The sequence below is a fragment of the Leucobacter sp. genome, assembly GCF_053528595.1.
This window is the reverse complement of the sequence record NZ_JAIVPF010000088.1, coordinates 13896-31466: the sequence shown is the minus strand read 5'-3', so window position 1 is coordinate 31466 and position 17571 is coordinate 13896. Positions and strand designations below refer to the sequence as shown.

General features: G+C 72.4%; 15 protein-coding genes. 12 read left to right on the top strand and 3 right to left on the bottom strand.

Annotation, left to right across the window (positions count from 1 at the left end):
* Nucleotides 1-58: 58 nt before the first annotated feature.
* The 9 genes from ACWKZU_RS18110 (at nucleotide 59) to ACWKZU_RS18070 (ending at nucleotide 10846) form a co-directional block, all read left to right on the top strand.
* Nucleotides 59-1831, top strand: a complete 1773-nt coding sequence (locus ACWKZU_RS18110; protein WP_449283736.1) for an ABC transporter ATP-binding protein — start codon at nucleotides 59-61, stop codon at nucleotides 1829-1831.
* Nucleotides 1828-3561 carry an ABC transporter ATP-binding protein gene (locus ACWKZU_RS18105; protein ID WP_449283735.1) on the top strand — a complete coding sequence of 578 codons (1734 nt, stop codon included), beginning with the start codon at nucleotides 1828-1830 and terminating at the stop codon, nucleotides 3559-3561. The genes ACWKZU_RS18110 and ACWKZU_RS18105 overlap by 4 nt, the downstream gene beginning before the upstream one ends.
* A gap of 27 nt (nucleotides 3562-3588) precedes the next feature.
* On the top strand, nucleotides 3589-4239 hold the full coding sequence (locus tag ACWKZU_RS18100; RefSeq protein ID WP_449283734.1) for an MptD family putative ECF transporter S component: 651 nt from the start codon (nucleotides 3589-3591) through the stop codon (nucleotides 4237-4239).
* A gap of 4 nt (nucleotides 4240-4243) precedes the next feature.
* Nucleotides 4244-4975, top strand: a complete 732-nt coding sequence (locus ACWKZU_RS18095; RefSeq protein ID WP_449283733.1) for an energy-coupling factor transporter transmembrane component T — start codon at nucleotides 4244-4246, stop codon at nucleotides 4973-4975.
* Entirely contained in the window at nucleotides 4972-6561 is a 1590-nt protein-coding gene (locus tag ACWKZU_RS18090) for an ATP-binding cassette domain-containing protein (RefSeq protein WP_449283732.1), read from the top strand. Before ACWKZU_RS18095 ends, ACWKZU_RS18090 begins: the two co-directional genes overlap by 4 nt.
* Nucleotides 6558-7841, top strand: a complete 1284-nt coding sequence (locus tag ACWKZU_RS18085; RefSeq protein ID WP_449283731.1) for an MFS transporter — start codon at nucleotides 6558-6560, stop codon at nucleotides 7839-7841. The genes ACWKZU_RS18090 and ACWKZU_RS18085 overlap by 4 nt, the downstream gene beginning before the upstream one ends.
* 51 nt (nucleotides 7842-7892) lie before the next feature.
* Nucleotides 7893-8651, top strand: a complete 759-nt coding sequence (locus ACWKZU_RS18080; protein ID WP_449283730.1) for an SDR family NAD(P)-dependent oxidoreductase — start codon at nucleotides 7893-7895, stop codon at nucleotides 8649-8651.
* Between the two features lie 229 nt (nucleotides 8652-8880).
* Nucleotides 8881-9525 (top strand): VOC family protein, encoded by a 645-nt coding sequence (locus ACWKZU_RS18075; RefSeq protein WP_449283729.1) that lies wholly within the window; start codon nucleotides 8881-8883, stop codon nucleotides 9523-9525.
* A 10-nt stretch (nucleotides 9526-9535) separates the two neighbouring features.
* A complete protein-coding gene (locus ACWKZU_RS18070) occupies nucleotides 9536-10846 on the top strand; it encodes an amidohydrolase (RefSeq protein ID WP_449283728.1) in 1311 nt (436 codons plus the stop codon).
* Between the two features lie 73 nt (nucleotides 10847-10919).
* Here ACWKZU_RS18070 and ACWKZU_RS18065 read toward each other — a convergent pair whose 3' ends face one another.
* A complete protein-coding gene (locus ACWKZU_RS18065; protein WP_449283727.1) occupies nucleotides 10920-12347 on the bottom strand; it encodes a pyridoxal phosphate-dependent decarboxylase family protein in 1428 nt (475 codons plus the stop codon).
* 294 nt (nucleotides 12348-12641) lie between these two features.
* Here ACWKZU_RS18065 and ACWKZU_RS18060 point away from each other — a divergent pair, with 294 nt between their 5' ends.
* Both ACWKZU_RS18060 and ACWKZU_RS18055 read left to right on the top strand, forming a co-directional pair.
* Nucleotides 12642-13727: an S-(hydroxymethyl)mycothiol dehydrogenase gene (locus ACWKZU_RS18060; RefSeq protein ID WP_449283726.1), complete on the top strand. Its 1086-nt coding sequence runs from the start codon at nucleotides 12642-12644 to the stop codon at nucleotides 13725-13727.
* Nucleotides 13728-13741: 14 nt separating this feature from the next.
* Nucleotides 13742-14383, top strand: a complete 642-nt coding sequence (locus ACWKZU_RS18055; RefSeq protein ID WP_449283751.1) for an MBL fold metallo-hydrolase — start codon at nucleotides 13742-13744, stop codon at nucleotides 14381-14383.
* Between the two features lie 37 nt (nucleotides 14384-14420).
* Here ACWKZU_RS18055 and ACWKZU_RS18050 read toward each other — a convergent pair whose 3' ends face one another.
* Nucleotides 14421-15107, bottom strand: coding sequence for a TetR/AcrR family transcriptional regulator (locus ACWKZU_RS18050; protein WP_449283725.1), 687 nt, complete (start codon nucleotides 15105-15107; stop codon nucleotides 14421-14423).
* A gap of 173 nt (nucleotides 15108-15280) precedes the next feature.
* Here ACWKZU_RS18050 and ACWKZU_RS18045 point away from each other — a divergent pair, with 173 nt between their 5' ends.
* Nucleotides 15281-16507, top strand: a complete 1227-nt coding sequence (locus tag ACWKZU_RS18045) for an acyl-CoA dehydrogenase family protein (protein WP_449283724.1) — start codon at nucleotides 15281-15283, stop codon at nucleotides 16505-16507.
* 18 nt (nucleotides 16508-16525) lie between these two features.
* Here ACWKZU_RS18045 and ACWKZU_RS18040 read toward each other — a convergent pair whose 3' ends face one another.
* Nucleotides 16526-17554, bottom strand: a complete 1029-nt coding sequence (locus ACWKZU_RS18040; protein WP_449283723.1) for an NAD(P)-dependent oxidoreductase — start codon at nucleotides 17552-17554, stop codon at nucleotides 16526-16528.
* Between the last annotated feature and the right edge of the window lie 17 nt (nucleotides 17555-17571).

The following is a 17571-nucleotide window of genomic DNA, read 5'->3' as shown; positions in this document are numbered from 1 at the left end:
GTTAACAGTGTTCTAATATGTATGCGATAATCATTCTCACTAAGTGATGGGAGACGGGATGGCCGAGAGAGCGGCGGGGGAATCCGGTGAGCGCTTCTTCGCCCCGGTGCGGGGAAGCCTGGCGGCGATCATCGGTCTGGGGCTGCTCGGGGCGGTGAGCGGCGTCGTGCCGTTCGTCGCGATCGTCGAGCTCTCCCGCGCGCTGCTCCCGGCGCTCGACGGCGGCCGGGTCGATGCGGCACGCGTCTGGGCGATCGTGATCGTCGCCGTCGTGGCGCTGTTCGTGAGCTTCGGTGCGGCCTTCGCCTCGGGCGCGGTGGGGCACTTCGCCGACGCGGAGCTGCAGCTCTCGCTGCGGCGGAGGATCATCGGACACCTCCAGCGGCTGCCGCTCGGCTGGTTCGACCGGCGCAACTCGGGCACCGTCCGCAAACTCGTCGAGAACGACGTCGTCGCACTGCACCAGCTCGTCGCCCACGCCATCCAGGACGTGCTCACCGCCATCGCCGTGCCGGTGACCAGCCTGATCTACTTGTTCATCGTGCAGTGGCAGATGGCGCTCGCGGCGCTCGTGCCGCTCGTGCTGACGATGATCCTCTACCCCCTGCTGATGCGGGGCAGCGGCGAGAAGTACCGTCAGTACGACGAGTCGACCGGTGCGCTGTCCGGCGCCACCGTCGAGTTCGTGCAGGGGATCACCGTGGTGAAGCGCTTCGGGCAGCTGGGACGCAGCCATCGCCGCTACCGGGACGCCACGAAGCGGTACGTGGAGTTCGTCGGGGAGTGGACCCGCGAGACCGCGCTGCTCTTCACCGTCGTCGAGATCATCACCTCGCCGGTGGTGGTGCTGGTGTGGCTGGTGGCCGCGGGATCCTGGCTCATGAGCACCGGAGCGGCCGAGGCGATCGACGTGCTGCCCGGGCTGCTGCTCGGTCTGGGGCTCACGAGTCCGCTCATGAAACTCGGCGCGTCCGGACAGTTCCTGCGGAACGCGGTGAAGGCCAGGGAGTCGCTCGGCGAGTTCTTCGCGCTGCCCCTCGTGCCGCAGCCGAGCACGGCCGTCTCCCCGGAGCGCAGCGATGTCGCGTTCGCAGGAGCGTCGTTCAGCTACGACGGCGAGCACCGCGTGCTGCACGAGATCGCGGCGAGCTGCGCCCCCGGCACCGTCACCGCACTGGTCGGGGCATCGGGATCCGGCAAGTCCACCCTCGCGAAGCTCGTGCCGCGGTTCTACGACGTCCAGGACGGAAGGGTCTCGATCGGCGGCGCCGACGTGCGGGACATCGCCTCGCGCGAGCTGTATCGCGAGGTCGGGTTCGTGTTCCAGGACGTGCAGCTGCTGCGCGCGAGCCTGCGCGACAACATCCGGCTGACGAGACCGGCGGCCTCCGACCAGGAGGTCGAGGCCGCGGCGCGCGCCGCGCAGATCCACGACCGGATCCTGCGCTTCGAACGGGGTTACGGCTCGGTCGTCGGCGAGGACGCCAACCTCTCCGGCGGCGAGGCGCAGCGCGTGACGATCGCGCGGGCGCTGCTCACGGACGCCCCGATCCTCGTGCTCGACGAGGCGACCGCCTTCGCCGACCCCGACTCCGAGGCAGCCATCCAGCGGGCACTGAGCGCCCTGGCCGCCGAGCGCACGGTGCTCGTGGTCGCGCACCGCCTGCACACCATCATCGGGGCCGACCAGATCCTCGTGCTCGACGCTGGTCGCGTCGTCGAGCGCGGCACCCACGCCGAACTCGTCGCGAACGGCGGCCGCTTCGCGCGGATGTGGGCCGACTACGAGGCGAACCACACCCGCTCGCTGTCCACGGGAGGCCGACGATGATCCGCCGCATTCTGCACTACTCGACGCCGCAGGCCAGGCGCCTGCTGCTCGCGGAACTCGCCTGCATCGTCGCGACCGCGGTGCTGCAGGGCGTCGTGTTCCTGCTGCTCGTGCCGCTGCTGCGCGCGCTGTTCGCGGGGGAGGGAGAGGCGGTCCGCTCGTGGCTCATCGCGCTCGCCGCCGTCGGCGCGCTGTGCGCGGCGACGCACTGGGCCGCGAGCCAGATCGGCATGCGGGCGAGCACGGCGGTGCTCGACTCGCTGCTGGCCCGGCTCGGCGACCGCCTCGTGGAGCTGCCCGTCGCCTGGTTCGCCGCCGAGCGATCGGGCAAGATCGCCGGCATCGCGACTCAGGGCGCCATGTTCGTCTCCTCGGCGCCCTACGCGATCCTGCGGCTCATCATCAGCGGCTTCGTCACACCCGCCACCGTGCTCGCGGGCATGTGGTTCTTCGACTGGCGGCTCGCGCTCTCGATGACCGTCATGGTGCCGGTCATCGTCGTCGGCTACCGCTGGCTGGCCCGCAGGATCGGCGAGGGCGAGGCCGTGCACTCCGAGGCCGTCGCCGACGCCTCGAACCGGGTGATCGAGTTCGCCCGGGCGCAGCCGGCGCTGCGCACCGCGGGCGAGGGGTCGATCGCCGACCGGCTCATCGAGGACGCCCTGCAGAATCAGCACCGCGTCTACCGGGGCCTGCTGATCACCGGCGGCATGGGCATCGCCGCCTTCGCCGGGATCGTCCAGCTCTCGCTCACCGTGGTGCTCGTCGTCGGGGCCTCCCTCGCCATCGGCGGTTCGATCGATCCCGCGACCCTGATCGCCCTGCTCGTCCTCGGCGTGCGCTTCAACGAGCCGATCGTCGGCGCGGGGGATCTCGGCGGCGGCATCGCCGTCGCCAGGACCACGCTCGACCAGCTCGACGAGCTCGAGGCGATGGAGGCGCTGCCCGAGCCGGCCGAGCCGGGCGTCCCCGCCGACCACGGCATCGCGTTCGACGCGGTGACCTTCGGCTACGGCGGCGCCTCGGTGCTCGACCGCCTGTCGTTCGAGGCCCCCTCGGGGCGCATGACGGCGATCGTCGGGCCGTCCGGATCCGGGAAGACCACGATCACCAAGCTCATGGCGCGCTTCTACGACCCCGAGGACGGCACGGTCTCGATCGGGGGAGTGCCGCTCCCGGAGCTCGGCACCGCGGCGGTCGAGGCCGCGGTCGCCCCCGTGTTCCAGGACGTCTACCTCTTCGACGACACGATCCTGAACAACGTCTGGATCGGCAACCCCGAGCTCGACCGGGAGGCGGTCATCGCGGCCGCGAGCAGCGCCCGGGTCGACGAGATCGCCGGGCGGCTGCCCGGCGGCTGGGACGCCCGCGTGGGCGAGGGCGGCTCCAACCTGTCGGGCGGCGAGCGCCAGCGCGTCTCGATCGCCCGCGCACTGCTGAAGGACGCGCCGATCGTGCTGCTCGACGAGGCGACCGCGGCGCTGGACATCGGCAACGAGATCGCGATCGGCGAGGCCGTCGACGCGATCCGCGCCGAGCGCACGCTCGTGGTGGTCGCGCACCGGCTGCAGACGATCATGACGGCCGACCGGATCATCATGCTCGACGGCGAGGGCGGCATCGCCGAGCAGGGCACGCACGCCGAGCTGCTCGAGACCGGCGGGCCCTACGCGCGCTACTGGCGGGAGCGGGTCGGCGCCGCCGGCTGGCAGATCTCCCACCACGACTGAACCGATCCGGCCCCGAAAGGACCCGAAATGACCGACGACACCATCGCCGCACCACCCGCGGCCGCCGCGTCCGCGGCGGACCGTCCCCGATTCTCGCTGCAGTTCCGCGCCCGGGACTTCCTGACCGTCGCGATCTTCGCCGTGATCTACATCGTGGTGATCTTCGCCGTCGCGATGCTCGGCATCATCAGCCCCCTCGTGATGGTGATCACCCTGCCCCTCGCGCCGCTCGTCGCAGGCATCCCCTACATGCTGTTCCTCAGCCGCGTCCGCCACGCCGGCATGGTCGCGCTCTTCGGCGTCGTCTTCGGCCTCGCCTCGATGGGGTGGGGGCACCCGTGGCAGAGCGCGCTGGTGATCGTCGGGGTCTCCCTCATCGCGGAGGTCGTGCTGCTCGCCGGCCGCTACCGCTCCAAGTGGGCCGCGATCTGGGCCTACACCGTCTTCTCGGCCTGGATGATCGGCCCCTGGATCCCGTTCTTCCTCGACCCCGCTGGCTACATCGCGCAGCAGGCCGCGCAGTCGATGGGCAGCGAGTACGCCTCCCAGATGGACGCCGTCCTGGCGGTGCCGGTCGTCATCGGGGTGTGGCTCGCCGGAATCGTCTTCGGGTTCCTCGGCGGGATCCTCGGCTCCGCGGTGCTGCGCAAGCACTTCGAGCGCGCCGGCCTTGCCTGAGCGCATGGCGCCCGTCGGCGCGCTCGCACGGCGGGGGCTCGACCCGCGCAGCAAGATCCTGCTCGTGCTGCTCGTCAGCCTCACCGTGATGAGCCCGGGCGGGCTGGTCCTCGTGCCGGCCGGGATCCTGCTGGCGACGGGGCTCGCGGCGACCGAGCGGGCCTGGTCCAGAGCCGTGCTCCTCCCGGTGACCGCGGTCGTCATGTACCTGCTCGGCTGGGTGCTCCCGCTCGTCTGGACGAACCCGGCGGTCACGGTCGTCGCGATCGGCTGCGGCTATCTCATCCGCTTCGTCGCGGCGTTCGGAGTCGGCGCCCACCTCATCGCGACGACCTCGCCGACGCAGCTGAGCGCGGCGCTGCGCGCCTGGCGACTGCCGCGCGCCCTCTCGGTCACCCTCGCCGTGATGCTGCGCTTCTTCCCGGTCGTCGCGGCCGAGTCGGCGGCAGTGCTGGACGCGATGCGCCTGCGCGGCCTCGCGGGCACGACCGGCCTGGCACGGCACCCGATCCTCGGCATGGAGCGGTTCACCGTGCCCATGATCGCCGCGAGCCTGCGCGCCAGCGAGGACCTGTCGGCCTCGGCGATCCTGCGCGGCCTCGGATCGCGCCGCAGGCCCGTCTCCCTCGACCCGCCCCGCTTCGGCCGCCCCGACCTCGTGCTGGTGCTCGCCGTGATCGTCCTCGCGACGGCCGGCCTCCTCCTGCCGAACCCCCTGACGACGGTGATCGCATGATCGAGCTGTCGGGAGTCGGGTGGACCTACCCGCACGCCGAGGCCCCGGCGCTGCACGACCTCGACCTGCGGATCGAGCCCGGCCAGTTCGTCGTGCTGTGCGGCGCATCCGGGTCGGGCAAGTCCACCGCGCTCCGGCTGCTGAACGGCCTCATCCCGCACTTCCACGACGACGGTGTGCTCACCGGCGCCGTCTCCGTGGGCGGCCTCGTCACGGCGGGCGTCGAACTCGACGCGCTCGGACTCCTCACCGGAACGGTGCTCCAGCATCCGCGACGGCAGTTCTTCACCGATTCCGCGCGGGAGGAGACGGCGTTCGCGATGGAGAACTTCGGCTTCCCGCGCGAGCGGATCCGCGCGCGCGTCGAGGACGAGGTCGCCGCTCTCGCCCGGTGGCTTCCGGTGCACGAGCGCCTCCAGCACCTGTCCGGCGGACAGCAGCAGCAGGTCGCCATCGCCGCCGCGACCGCCCACGACCCGCGCATCCTGCTGCTCGACGAGCCCAGCTCGAACCTCTCGGCCGACGCCGTGCACCGCCTCACCGCCACCCTCGCCGGGCTCAAAGCAGCCGGGACGACGATCGTCGTGGACGAGCACCGGCTGCGCTACCTGCGGGAACTCGTCGACCGGGTGATCGTCATGCGCGGCGGCACGATCGACATCGAGTGGACCGCGGAGCAGTTCCGCGGCATCCCGGACGAGAGGCTCGCGGCAGAGGGGCTCCGCGGGGAGATCCGATCGCCGGAGGTGCCCGCCCTCGCCGCCGCGGGCGGCAGCGCCGCGCGCTCGGCGGCCGTCGAACGGGTGCCTTCCGGGGAACTGGAGCTCCACGGCATCCGCTGCACGATCGGCGGGCGCACGGTGCTCGATCTCGAGCGAGTCGCATTCGGCGCCGGCGAGGTCACCGCGATCCGCGGCGTCAACGGCGCCGGAAAATCGACGCTCGCCCGCATCGTCACCGGGCTGCAGCGCTCGGCCGGCAGGGTGCGGCTCGACGGACGGGAGCTCAGCCGGCGCGCCCGGCTGCGGGCCGGCGCGATCGTGATGCAGGACGTGCAGCGTCAGCTCTTCACCGACAGCGTCGCCGCGGAGATCGATCTCGCGGCGGTCGGCTCGGGGAGGGGAGCCGGTGCTGCGGCCGCAGCCCCCGCCGTGCTGGACGCGCTCGACCTCGGCCACCTCGCCGAGCGGCACCCGCTCGCCCTCTCCGGCGGGCAGCAGCAGCGCCTCGTCGTCGCGGCGATGCGCCTCGCCGGGCGGCGCATCGTGGTATTCGATGAGCCCAGCTCGGGCGTGGATCGGCGGCACCTGCGCTCGATCGCGGATCAGATCCGGGGCCTGGCGGCAGACGGCGCCGTCGTGCTGCTCATCAGCCACGACGAGGATCTGCTCGCGCTCGCCGCCGACCGGGAGCTGGAGCTCGTACCCGTCGCGCCGGCCGGTTCCGTCGCGCCGGCCGGTTCCGTCGCGCCGGCCGGTCCTGCGGAGCCGGGTTCTTCCGCGCACCTGCCCGATCCCGCGGAGACGGCCGCTCCTGTCGTGCCGGCCGATCCCGCCGACCAGCCCCGATTGCGAAGGAACACATGACCCGTGCAACCCCTGCCGAGAGCCCGGCCGCGCCGCAGATCCCGCTGCTGCTGGCGACCGTCTTCCTCGCCTACCTCGGCCAGATGACGCTCAACCCGATCATCGCGCCGCTGGCGCGGGAGGTCGGACTCGCCGAGTGGCAGATCGGAGTGACGATCAGCACAGCGGCGGTGATGGTGGTGGTCAGCAGCCAGTTCTGGGGGCGGCGCTCCCAGTCGTGGGGGCGCAAACCCGTGCTCGTCGTCGCCCTCGCCCTGGGGGCCGCGGTGATGACCGGGTTCGCGATCGTGGCCGCCGCGGGCATGCGGGCGGCCCTCGCCGGCACCACCGTGTTCGCGCTGTTCGTACTGCTGCGCGGGATCGGGTTCGGATCGGCGCTCGCGGCGATCCCGCCGACCGCGCAGGCCTACATCGCCGATGTCACGCGGGACGAGGCCGCGCGCACCCGCGGCATGGCCGGGATCGGGGCGGTGCAGGGCGTGGCGATGATCGGGGGAGCGGTGCTCGGCGGCGCGCTCGCCGGTTTCGGGCTGCTGGTGCCGATCCTCGTCGTCCCGCTGCTGCTCGCCGCGGCGCTCGTGCTCATCGCGCTGCGGCTGCGCCGGGAACCGCGTCACGAGCTCGTCCGCGATCCCGTGCGGATCAGGCCGACCGACCCCCGCGTCTGGCCGTTCCTGTTCGCGGGGTTCGGCATGTTCACCTCGCTCGGCTTCATCCAGGTCATCGCGGGATTCATCGTGCAGGATCGCCTCGGCCTCTACCCGGAGACGACCGGGCTCGTCACGGGAGGCACGCTGCTCGCGGCCGGTATCGGCATGGTGGTGGCGCAGAGCGTCATCGTGCCGCGGTCCGGGTGGCGCCCGCCCGCCCTCCTGCGGGCGGGGTCCGCGACCGCGCTGCTCGGCTTCATCCTGCTGATCGTGGACGCCGGGCCCTGGCTGCTGATCGCCTCCATGCTCGTCATCGGCCTCGGTCTCGGGATCGCGATGCCCGGGTACACGGCCGGGCCGACCATGCTCGTGGACCGCGACGAGCAGGGCGGCCTCGCCGGTCTGATCGGCGCCACGAACGGACTCACCTTCGTGATCGCGCCGACCGCGAGCGCCGCTCTCTACGGGCTCTGGCCGCCCCTCCCGGTCATCATCGGGGCGCTGCTGATGGGGCTGGTGGCCCTGTTCGTACTGCTGCACCCGAGGTTCCGCGGGTTCGAGCGGGCCGCGGACCGGGCGGCGCGGGCCTCCGATGCGGAACGGCTGCCCGACCCGGGCTCCCGCGAGTAGCATTGGCGTAACCGGTCCACGGATCGCAGCAGTGTCAGAGAGGATCCGCTCGTGTCAGCAGAGGCGTCCAGCGCGCAGCCCGTCCCCGCTCTCGCACCCGGCCTCTTCTCCGGCAGGACGGTGCTCATCACCGGAGGCACCTCGGGCATCGGCCTCGCGACGGCCGAGGTCTTCGCCCGGCTCGGCGCGCGGGTGATCGCGATCGGCCTCGGGGCGGACCAGGCCGAGGTCGCACCCGACGCGGAGATCGAGCTGCACGGGGTGGACGTCACCGACGACGCCGCGCTGCGGGCGGTGACCGATCGCCTCGACCGCCTCGACGTGCTCGTGCCCGCCGCCGGATTCAGTCTGGGCGACCGCGAGCTCGAGTGGGAGCCCTTCAACCGCGTGCTCTCGGTGCAGCTCGGGGCCGTCTACCGGGTCGCCGAGCTGACGCGACCCCTGCTGCGCGCCTCCGGCGGATCGCTCATCACGATCGCGTCGATGTTCGCCTACTTCGGGGGCGGCAACCGCGTCGCCTACTCGGCGGCGAAGGGCGGCGTCGTGCAGCTCACCAAGTCGCTGGCCGAGGCCTGGGCGGGCGACGGGATCCGGGTCAACGCCGTGGCGCCCGGATGGATCGAGACGCCGCTCGCGTCGGGTCTCGAGGACGAGGCGAAGGAGCGGATCCTGTCGCGCACCCCGCTGGCGCGCTTCGGAGCGGCGGAGGAGGTCGCGCACGCGATCGCCTTCCTCGCCTCGGACGCGGCCTCGTTCATCACCGGGGCCGTGCTGCCGGTCGACGGCGGCTATCTCACCACCGCGATCTGAGCCCGGGCGCCGACGCCCCGCCCCGCGAGACGCCGCCCCTCCCCGCCCCGCGAGACGCATCCCCCGGGGAAAACTTCGCGCGTCAGTAGTTGTCGGCAAAACCTCGGTTTGGCAGCAACTACTGACGCGCGAAGAGAAGAGGTGGGATCCCCGGCGGTGGCCGCGCGGGGCTTTACGGCGTGTGACGGGCGGGCGGCGCCGTGTCGGGGGTCTGTGGTGGACTCTCAGCATGAGCATCCCACGACTCCTGGATCACATCGTCATCGCGGGTCCCGACCTCGACGCGCTCGTGGCGTGGTTCGCCGAGCGCACCCGGGTCACCGCCGCTCTGGGCGGGGCGCACCCCACCGGCACGGCCAACGCGCTCGTCGCGCTGACCGTCGGCGGCGAGCGGGGCCCGCAGTACATCGAGCTCATCGGGCCGGATCCCGCACGCGCGGGCGAGGCGCCGCCGTCGACGTTCGGGATCGACGCCCTCGCGGGCCCGAGCGTGCGGGCCTACTCCGTGCACCCCGACGACATCGACGCGACCGTCGCCGGCGCGCGCGAGCGCGGCTACGACCCGGGAGACGTCTGGGATCTGTCGCGGCGCACCCCCTCCGGCGACCTGCTGGAGTGGCGGCTCACCGGGGGCGCCGCCCGGCTCGACGTGCCCTTCCTCATCGACTGGGGCGCGACCGAGCAGCCGGGTCTCGGCGACATCCCGACGCTCGAGCTCGTCTCGTTCGTGCGGGTCGAACCCGATCCCGCTCCGCTGCGCGAGGTGCTCGAGGCCCTCGGCCTCGGCGACGGCACCGCGGAGGTCGTCGCGGGAGACGCGCCCGGTTACCGACTCGAGCTGCGCCGCCCCGGCGGCGAGCTCGTGAGCCTCTGAGGGGTCCCGCGTGAGCGATCCACGGGATGTCTATCTCGCCTACCGGCAGCGCGCCGAGGAGACCCCGGCTCCGCCCGATGACGCGCCGTCTCGCTTCGCGGGCGCGGGGGAGGAGGCCGCCGACGAGATCGGGCGCGCGGTCGACGCGCTGCGGCCCGAACTCGAGGCGCTGGCGGTCTCGCTCTACGAGGAGCCCGAGATCGGCTTCGAGGAGCATCTCTCGGTGCGGAAGCTGGCCGAGCTGCTGGCGGCCCACGGCGTGGAGCCCGAGATCGGGGCCTACGGGCTCGACACGGCGCTGCGGGCCACGGTGGGCGCCGGGGACGGCCCGCACTTCGCGGTCATCGCCGAGTACGACGCGCTGCCCGGAGTAGGGCAGGCGTGCGGACACAACATCATCGCGGGCATCGGAGTCGGCGCGTTCCTCGCCGCCGCCCCGATCGCCCATCGGCTCGGAGCACGGCTGTCGCTCATCGGCACCCCCGCCGAGGAGAACGGCGGCGGCAAGGAGCACGTCATCCGCGCGGGCGGCTTCGACGACGTCGACGCGGCGGGCATGGTGCATCCGGGCAGCGGTTCGACCGTCTCGCCGGTGTCCGGGCAGCGCAGCACCGGGGTGAGGCGGGTCGCCGTGACCTACCACGGCCGGGCCGCCCACGCCGCGGCGGCGCCGTGGCTCGGCCTGAACGCGCTCGACGCCGTCGTCACCGCCTATCAGTCCGTGGCCCAGCTGCGGCAGCACATCCTGCCCATCGACCGCGTGCACGGCATCATCACCGAGGGCGGCGCGGCCCCCAACGTCGTGCCCGAGCGGGCCTCGGCGCTCTTCTATGTGCGCTCCGGCGAGATCGACGCGCTGCGCGCGCTCACCGATCGTGTCGTCGCCGCGCTCGAGGGCGCGGCCCTCTCGACCGGCACCCGCGCCGAGATCGAGGTCGATCCGGTGCCGCCGTATCTGCCGCTGGAACCGAACGTCGAGCTCACGAAGCGCTGGGCCGGCGCGCTCGCCGCACGGGGACGCACGATTCCGCCGTCGCCGCCGGTTCCCCCACCGGGCGGGGCATCCACCGACATGGGCAACGTCACCCAGTTCATCCCGGCCATGCACCCGCTGATCGGCCTCGGCGGGCCGGGCGACGTGCAGCCGCACAACGCCGCCTTCGCCGAGTGGACGGTGCAGCCCGACGCGTTCGACGCGATGGCCGACGCCGCGGTCGCGCTGGCATCCGCCGCGGTCGACTACCTCGCCGATGCCGAGCTGCGCGCGGCGGTCGCCGCCGAATTCGCGGCGCGCGGGGGCCGCTATCGCTGGTCGGACTGAGCGCCCGGGTGCCGGTTCCGGCACGGGGCGCCGGCTCGCGGCGGTATCGGCGCACGGCGCGCCGATCCCGGAGCTATCCCGCGACCGCGGCCCGCATCTCGCGCCACAGCGCCTCGACGTGTTGACGCTCGGTCTCGAGCGAGCCGATCGAGACGCGCACCATCCAGCGATCCTCGAGCGTCGAGAGCGACACCCAGGCGCGTCCCGACGCGTTCACCCGCTCCGCCCACTCCCGCGTGTGCCGATCCAGCGCCTCGCCGCTCAGCGCGACGCCGTCGGGCCCGACCGGCTCGTGTCGCACGCACACGGTCTGGAGGTGCACCGGCGCGAGCACGTGCCAGCCCGGCGCCGCCTCGAGCTGCTCGGCGAGCCACCGCGCGTTCGCGAGGTCGCGGCGCAGGCGGACCCGCAGCGCCTCGGCGCCCTCGGCCTTGAGCATGAACCAGAGCTTGAGCGCCCGGAAGCGCCGGCCGAGCGGAATGCCCCAGTCGCGCAGGTTCGTCACGTCGTCGTCGTGGGCCGAGCGCAGGTACGACGGGTTCGTCGACATCACGCGCTCCAGATGGGCGGGATCCTTCACGTAGTACAGCGAGCAGTCGAACGCGACGCCGAGCCACTTGTGCGCGTTGATCACGAGCGAGTCGGCGAGTTCCACGCCCTCCCACAGCGGGCGGCACTCCGGCAGGATCATCGCCGAGCCGGCCATCGCGGCGTCGACGTGGAACCAGAGCCTCTCCGCCCGGGCGATCCCGCCGATCTCGGCCAGCGGATCCACCGCGGTGGTGGTCGTGGTGCCGCACGTGGCCACCACCACGGCCGGAACGCGGCCGGCCGCGCGATCCTCGGCGATCGCCGCGGCGAGTGCGTCGGGACGCATCGCGAAGGCCTCGTCGGTGTCGATCCAGCGGATGTGGTCGGTGCCGAAGCCCGCCAGCAGCGCGGCCTTCGGCACCGAGGAGTGCGCGTAACGGGACATGTAGGCGACGAGGGGGCGGTCGAGCGCCGCGAGGCCGCCGCCGGCCATCGAGAACCGCGACGCGTGCTCGCGCGCCTCGAGCAGCGCGAGCAGCGTGGAGGTTGAGGCGGTGTCCTGGATCACCCCGCGCCAGTCCTCCGAGAGCCCGAAGAGCTGCCGCGCCCAGTCGGTCACCCGCAGCTCGATCTCGGAGAGCGCCGGGCTCGACTCCCACGAGAGCCCGATGACACCGAGGCCGGCGCTGGCGATGTCGCCCAGCACCGACGAGAGCTCGCTGTTCGCGGGGAAGAAGTTGAAGAAGCCGGGGTGCTGCCAGAGCGACAGTCCCGGCACCACGATCCCGTCGAGATCCTCGATGAGGGATCGCCCGCCGTCGCCGGTCTCGGGCGCGGACTCCGGCAGTCTCGCGGCCACCTCGCCCGGCTGCACCCGCGCCAGCACCGGCAGCTCGCCGAGGCCCGCGCGGTAGTCGGCGATCCAGTCGATGAGCTGATGCCCGTGCGCGCGGAACTCTTCGGGGGTCATGACGGTCCTTTCGACGATCGGCGGCGTGCCGCCCACCGCTCCATGCTACGGGGGAGCGGCGGCCGGGCACTCCGCGCGGCACCACGCATCCGCTCCGCCCGCACCCGGACCCCTCCCGCCGTCTCCGGCCCGCTCCCGCCGCTCTCTGCTCGATCCTCGGAAATACCGCGGTCGAACCTCGGGATTTCCGTGGTTCGCCCGGGCTCCGCCGCGGCGATCCACCGATACCCTGGAGGAGAGCGGGCCCTCTCAGGTTCGGGCTCGACGCGGAGACTCTCTCGAAAGGAATCCCACATGGTCTATCGGGTGCAGGGCGTGGTGGTGCGCGAGAAGAACGCCCCGGCGGCGATCGAGACGATCATCGTTCCGGATCCGGGGCCGGGCGAGGTGGTGGTCGACGTGCTGAGCTGCGGGGTGTGCCACACCGACTACCACTACCAGCAGGGCGGCATCAGCGACGACTTCCCGTTCCTGCTCGGTCACGAGTCGACGGCGCGCGTGGCCGTGGTGGGCGAGGGCGTCACCGAGGTGGCGGTGGGGGATCGGGTGATCCTCAACTGGCGCGCCGTGTGCGGGCAGTGCCGGGCGTGCCGGAAGGGGCAGCCGCAGTACTGCTTCGCGACGCACAACGCGACGCAGAAGATGACGCTCGAGGACGGCACGGAGCTCTCGCCGGCGCTGGGGATCGGATCGTTCGCGGAGAAGACGCTCGTGGCGGCCGGTCAGTGCACGAAGATCGACGAGGAGTCGGACGCCGCCGCGGTCGGCCTGCTGGGCTGCGGGATCATGGCGGGCATCGGCGCCGCGATCAACACGGGCGAGGTGCAGCGGGGCGAGTCGGTGGCCGTGATCGGCTGCGGCGGCGTCGGCACCGCGGCGATCGCGGGTGCGCAGCTCGCGGGCGCGACCACCATCGTCGCGGTCGACATCGACGACGCGAAGCTCGAGCAGGCGAAGCGCTTCGGCGCGACGCACACCGTCAACTCGCGCTCGGAGGACGCGGTCGAGGCGATCCGCGCGCTGACGGGCGGTTTCGGGGCCGACGTGGTCATCGACGCCGTCGGGCGCCCGGAGACGTACGCGCAGGCGTTCTACGCGCGGGATCTCGCCGGCCGCGTGGTGCTCGTGGGCGTGCCGACGCCCGAGATGCAGCTGCAGCTGCCGCTGCTCGACGTGTTCGGCCGCGGGGGCTCGCTGAAGTCCTCGTGGTACGGGGACTGCCTGCCCAGCCGCGACTTCACGATGCTCATCGATCAGTACAAGCTGGGCCGGCTCGACCTCGACGGATTCGTGAGCGAGCGCATCGGGCTCGGCGACGTCGAGGCCGCGTTCGGCAAGATGGCCGGCGGCACCGTGCTGCGATCGGTGGTGGAGCTGTGAGCGGGGTCGAGGCAATGGCGGAGGGCGGGTCCGGGGCGCGCATCGAGCGGCTCGTGACGAGCGGCACCTTCTCGCTCGACGGCGGCACGTGGGAGGTCGACAACAACGTCTGGATCGTGGGGGATGACGCCGAGGTGATCGTGATCGATCCCGCCCACGACGCTGCGGCGGTCGCTGCGGCGGTGGGGGCGCGCAAGACGCACGCGATCCTGCTCACCCACGGGCACGACGACCACATCCGCGCGGCGCGCGAGACGGCCGATCTGCTGGGGGCGCCGCTGTTCCTCAACCCCCACGACCGCGTGCTCTGGGATGCGGTCCACGACGAGGAGCCCGACGCCCAGATCGCCGACGGCGACGTCTACGCCGTTGCGGGCGTGCAGCTCACGGCCCGGCACACGCCGGGGCACTCGCCGGGCTCGACCTGCTTCGTCGCGCCCGCTCTCGGCGCGGTGTTCACGGGCGACACCCTGTTCCAGGGCGGGCCGGGAGCGACGGGGCGCTCGTACAGCGACTTCCCGACGATCATCGACTCGATCCGCGAGCACCTGCTGACGCTGCCCGAGCAGACGGTCGTGTACACCGGCCACGGCGACACCACCACCGTCGCCGCCGAGAAGCCGCACCTGCAGGAGTGGATCGACCGCGGCCACTGAGGCGCGCAGCGCCGGAATCGCAGGGTCCGGACGTCGCCTACTGCTCGCGGCCGAGCTGCGCCGCGACCGCGCCGAGCACGGCGTCCGGCGATCCCGCGGCGTCGTAGACGGCCACGAGCACGCGCGGCCGTCCCTCCGCCGCACCGGGTGAGAGCCAGCGCTCGTAGAGCGAGACGAGCTGCCGCAGATCACGCGTCACGGTGCGCGGGGCATCGGCGACCCGTCCGCGCAGCCAGTCGCGCAGGGCCGCGTTGTGCACCGCCACGAGCGAGGCCGCGAGCGCGGAGGAGGCCCATTCCGGGCTGCCCGGCTGCAGCGCTCCGCGGATGTAGCGCGCGAAGACGCGCTCGTACCGGTGGGTGATGATGAGCTCGCGGTCGCGCAGGGACGGGGTGTGCCGCATGAGATCGAAGCGCAGGCGAGCCGCCTCGGGGTCGCGCACCAGCAGCCGCAGCACGTCGGCGGTGCCCTCCACGAGCGCCTCCTCCGCGGGCAGCTCGGTCGTGGCGAGGAAGGACTCGAGCTGCGCGAGCGCGTGATCGTGATCGGCGAAGACGACGTCGTCCTTGCTGCCGAAGCGGCGGAAGAAGGTGCTGCGGCTCATGCCCACGGCGTCGGCGAGATCCTCCGCGGTCGTCGCGTCGTAGCCGCGCTCGGCGAGGCGGCGGATGGCGGCCGTCGAGCTGTCCGGTGCCGCCGCGGCGCGGGGAGATTTGGTGGCCATACGCAGAAGTTAGCACAGGAGAACGCTCTGACACTAGGTTTCATGGTCGAGAACGGCTCTAGAAAGCCGAACTGTGCGGATGCTCCCGGATTGTCGGACTTGACGTGAGACCGGGTCTCAGGCATGCTCGAACCACAGGCGCCGGTGCGTGAACGGCGCAGAGAGGATCTCCGATGTCGCACATCAGGCCCGCCGCCGTCAGCCAGGGAACCGAGGAGCCGGAGTACGAGCTGTGGCAACCGCTCGACCCCGACGTCGCGGGGGTGTTCCGCGGGATCTCGGCGGAGGATCTCGCGTACCGAGATCGCGCCCGCGACTTCGTGCAGAACGAGGTGCGGCCCGTCATCGCCGGCATCTGGGACCGCGCCGACTACCCGCTCGATCTGGCCCGTCGCCTCGGCGAGCTCGATCTGCTGCGCGACGGCATCGACGTGCCCGGGTTCCCGCGGCAGAGCCTGCTCGCAGCCAGCCTCACCATGATGGAGCTGGCGCGCGGGGACGGCTCCGTCGCGACGATCGCCGGCGTGCAGGGCGGCCTCGCACTGCGCTCGATCGCACTCTGCGGCTCAGACGAGCAGCGCGAGCGCTGGCTGGAGCCGCTGGCGCGCGGAACCGAGCTCGGTGCGTTCGCGCTCACCGAGCCCACCCACGGCTCCGACTCGGTGAGCCTCGAGACCCGCGCCGAGTCGGACGGCGACGGCTACGTGCTCACCGGCCACAAGAAGTGGATCGGTTCGGGCAGCGTCGGGCAGATCGCCGTCGTCTGGGCGCGCGGCGACGACGGCCAGGTGCAGGGATTCCTCGTGCCGCAGGACGCCCCGGGCTACCTCGCCACCACGATCGAGGGCAAGGTGTCGCTGCGCGCCATCTGGCAGGCCAGCATCGAGTTCGACGGCGTGCGACTCCCCGCCGATGCGCGGATGCCCGGGGCCAACAGCTTCAAGGACACCGCCAGGGTGCTGCAGGCGACGCGGCTCGGGGTGGCCTGGTCAGCCCTCGGACACGCCCTCGCGGTCTACGAGACGGCGGTGCACTACGCGAAGCAGCGCGTGCAGTTCGGTCGTCCGCTCGCGGCGTCGCAGATCGTGCAGGCGCGCCTCTCCGAGATGCTGAGCGGCCTGACCTCGCTGCAGACCCTGCTCATGCAGCTCACCCGGGCCGAGGAGGCGGGGGAGCTGACGGGCCCCGGCGCGTCCCTCGGCAAGTACACGGCGACGCGCACGGCACGGTCGATGGCCGCGAACGCGCGCGACCTCCTCGGAGGCAACGGGATCCTGCTCGAGAACCGCGTCGCCCGGCACTTCGCCGACATCGAGGCGCTGCACACCTACGAGGGCACGGAGACGGTGCAGGCGCTCATCATCGGCCGCGAGATCACGGGACTCTCGGCCTTCGCCTGAGCCGGGTCGGCGCGGCGGTCAGTATCCGGCCAGAAGGTCGACCTCATGGTCGGTACGGCCGCCGTCGAGCATGGCGCGCAGGTCTGAGATACCGCTCTCGAGCATGACGTCCCTGACGAAATAGGCGTTCGAGGCCTGGTCGCCCGACACGACCACATCGGGCAGCCGGTGCACGCCGAGGCGAGAGGGGGTGCTGAAATGCCGGCCGGGGGGCATCGCATCCTCGTAGTCCCACCAGACATCGGAGGCGAACGCGCCGAGGTCGCCGGAGGTCAGAGCGTCGTACACCGCGCGCTCGACGACCAGGTCGCCGCGCGCGATGTTGACGAGGCAGGCTCCCGGATCCATGGCCGCGAACGCCGCGCGATCCATCATTCCCCGGGTGAGGTCGGTCGAGGGCGCCGCCAGCACCACGACGGCAGCTCCGCGCAGGGCCTCGTGCAGAGCGTCCTGGCCGTACACCTGGTCGGCGGTCGGCGTCGTCGTCGCAGGGTTCCGGCGGACGACGCGCACCTCCATCTCGAACGCCCGGGCGACCGCCGCGATACGCGCCCCGATCTGCCCGGCACCGACGACCGTGATGGTGCGGCCGTGAAGCACGCCTCCGACACCGCCGTCCCTCCAGTAGGGCACGAACCGGCCGGCGACGTGATCGGCGTGCTTCCGCACCGTCTGCTTCACGCAGGCGAGCACGAGCGCCCACGCGTGCTCGGCGATGGCGGGCTGGTGCGCGTTCGGGACATTTGCCAGGCGGATTCCGCGCTCCGCCATCGACTTCAGAGGCAGACGGTCGCATCCGGAGTGCATCCACGCCACGAAGCGCAGGTGCGCGGCGGCCTCGACCACCTCGTCGGGAAGCGTCCACGTGAGGATCGCGTCGGCGTCGGCGGCCTTCGCCAGGTATTCGCTCCGCTCCGCGCCGTAGGGCACATCGAGTTCGGGGGAGAAGGACAGGCCGCGCACCTCCGCGCCGGGACCGAGTCCCTCGCGCACCCTCGTCAGCTCCCGCTCGTCCGCGTGCCAGCCCGCGAGCACCTTCCACGTCATCGCACTGCTCCTTGCTT